Genomic DNA, 2,585 nt, shown 5'->3' with positions numbered 1-2,585 from the left:
GTTTAGTTAAGTCCTCGATCGATTAGTATTCGTCAGCTGCACGTGTCACCACGCTTCCACCTCGAACCTATCTACCTCATCGTCTCTGAGGGATCTTACTCATTTAAAATGATGAGAAGTCTCATCTTGAGGGGGGCTTCATGCTTAGATGCTTTCAGCACTTATCCCTTCCGCACGTAGCTACCCAGCTATGCTCCTGGCGGAACAACTGGTGCACCAGCGGTGCGTCCATCCCGGTCCTCTCGTACTAAGGACAGCTCCTCTCAAACTTCTAACGCCCACGACGGATAGGGACCGAACTGTCTCACGACGTTCTGAACCCAGCTCGCGTACCGCTTTAATGGGCGAACAGCCCAACCCTTGGGACCGACTACAGCCCCAGGATGCGATGAGCCGACATCGAGGTGCCAAACCTCCCCGTCGATGTGGACTCTTGGGGGAGATAAGCCTGTTATCCCCGGGGTAGCTTTTATCCGTTGAGCGACGGCCCTTCCATACGGCACCGCCGGATCACTAAGCCCGACTTTCGTCCCTGCTCGACTTGTAGGTCTCGCAGTCAAGCTCCCTTCTGCCTTTGCACGCTACGAATGATTTCCAACCATTCTGAGGGAACCTTTGGGCGCCTCCGTTACTCTTTGGGAGGCGACCGCCCCAGTCAAACTGCCCACCTGACACTGTCTCCGAACCGGATAACGGTTCTGGGTTAGAATGTCAATACAGCCAGGGTGGTATCCCACGGATGCCTCCACCGAAGCTAGCGCTCCGGTTTCTAAGGCTCCCACCTATCCTGTACAAGCTGTACCAACATTCCATATCAGGCTACAGTAAAGCTCCACGGGGTCTTTCCGTCCTGTCGCGGGTAATGCGCATCTTCACGCATAGTATAATTTCACCGGGTCTCTCGTTGAGACAGTGCCCAAGTCGTTGCACCTTTCGTGCGGGTCGGAACTTACCCGACAAGGAATTTCGCTACCTTAGGACCGTTATAGTTACGGCCGCCGTTTACTGGGGCTTCGGTTCACAGCTTCGGGACGAAGTCCCTAACCATTCCCCTTAACCTTCCAGCACCGGGCAGGTGTCAGCCCCTATACTTCGCCTTACGGCTTTGCAGAGACCTGTGTTTTTGCTAAACAGTCGCTTGGGCCTTTTCACTGCGGCTTCTCCTTAAAAGAAGCACCCCTTCTCCCGAAGTTACGGGGTCATTTTGCCGAGTTCCTTAACGAGAGTTCTCCCGATCATCTTCGGTTACTCACCGTGCCTACCTGTGTCGGTTTGCGGTACGGGCACCTATTTCCTCACTAGAGGCTTTTCTTGGCAGTGTGAAATCAGGAACTTCGGTACTAAATTTCCCTCCCCATAACCGCCTGGAATTAATGTTGAGTGGATTTGCCTGCTCAACTTCCTCACGGCTTGGACGCGCATAACCAGCAGCGCGCTTTCCTTATCCTCCTGCGTCCCCCCATCGTTCAAGCGGATTTAGGTGGTACAGGAATATCAACCTGTTATCCATCGCCTACGCCTTTCGGCCTCGGCTTAGGCCCCGACTAACCCTGAGCGGACGAGCCTTCCTCAGGAAACCTTGGGCTTTCGATGAAAGAGATTCTCACTCTTTTTTCGCTACTCATACCGGCATTCTCACTTCTAAGCGCTCCAGCCGTCCTCACGATCGACCTTCACTGCCCTTAGAACGCTCTCCTACCACTGACATCGTAGATGTCAATCCGCAGCTTCGGTGGTGTGTTTAGCCCCGGTATATTTTCGGCGCAGCGTCACTCGACCAGTGAGCTATTACGCACTCTTTCAATGATGGCTGCTTCTAAGCCAACATCCTGGTTGTCTAAGCAACGCCACATCCTTTTCCACTTAACACACACTTTGGGACCTTAGCTGGCGGTCTGGGCTGTTTCCCTTTCGACCATGAACCTTATCACCCATGGTCTGACTCCCAAAGTAGATTGATTGGCATTCGGAGTTTGACTGAATTCGGTAACCCGATGAGGGCCCCTAGTCCAATCAGTGCTCTACCTCCAACCATCATCCTTTGAGGCTAGCCCTAAAGCTATTTCGGAGAGAACCAGCTATCTCCGTGTTCGATTGGCATTTCACCCCTACCCACACCTCATCCCCGCACTTTTCAACGTGCGTGGGTTCGGGCCTCCAGTCAGTGTTACCTGACCTTCACCCTGGACATGGGTAGATCACACGGTTTCGGGTCTACGACCACCTACTATATCGCCCTATTCAGACTCGCTTTCGCTGCGGCTCCGTCTATACAACTTAACCTTGCAGGGGATCGTAACTCGCCGGTCCATTCTACAAAAGGTACGCCGTCACCCATTAACGGGCTTCGACTACTTGTAGGCACACGGTTTCAGGATCTATTTCACTCCCCTTCCGGGGTGCTTTTCACCTTTCCCTCACGGTACTGGTTCACTATCGGTCACTAGGGAGTATTTAGCCTTGGGAGATGGTCCTCCCGGATTCCGACGGAATTTCACGTGTTCCGCCGTACTCAGGATACACTCCGGAGGAAACCACATTTCAAGTACAGGGCTCTTACCTTCTATGGCGGGCCATTCCAAGCC

At 53.3% G+C, this 2,585-nt stretch carries 1 rRNA gene; it reads right to left on the bottom strand.

Features of this window, described 5'->3' with window-relative positions:
• Positions 1–2: 2 nt before the first annotated feature.
• A 23S ribosomal RNA gene (locus AE2B122_RS18905) occupies positions 3–2,585 on the bottom strand; the annotation flags it as partial.

It is taken from the genome of Terribacillus sp. AE2B 122 (genome assembly GCF_902497585.1).
GTDB lineage: Bacteria > Bacillota > Bacilli > Bacillales > Amphibacillaceae > Terribacillus > Terribacillus saccharophilus_A.
The sequence above is the reverse complement of the archived record's forward strand: the minus strand, read 5'-3'. Positions and strand labels throughout refer to the sequence as shown.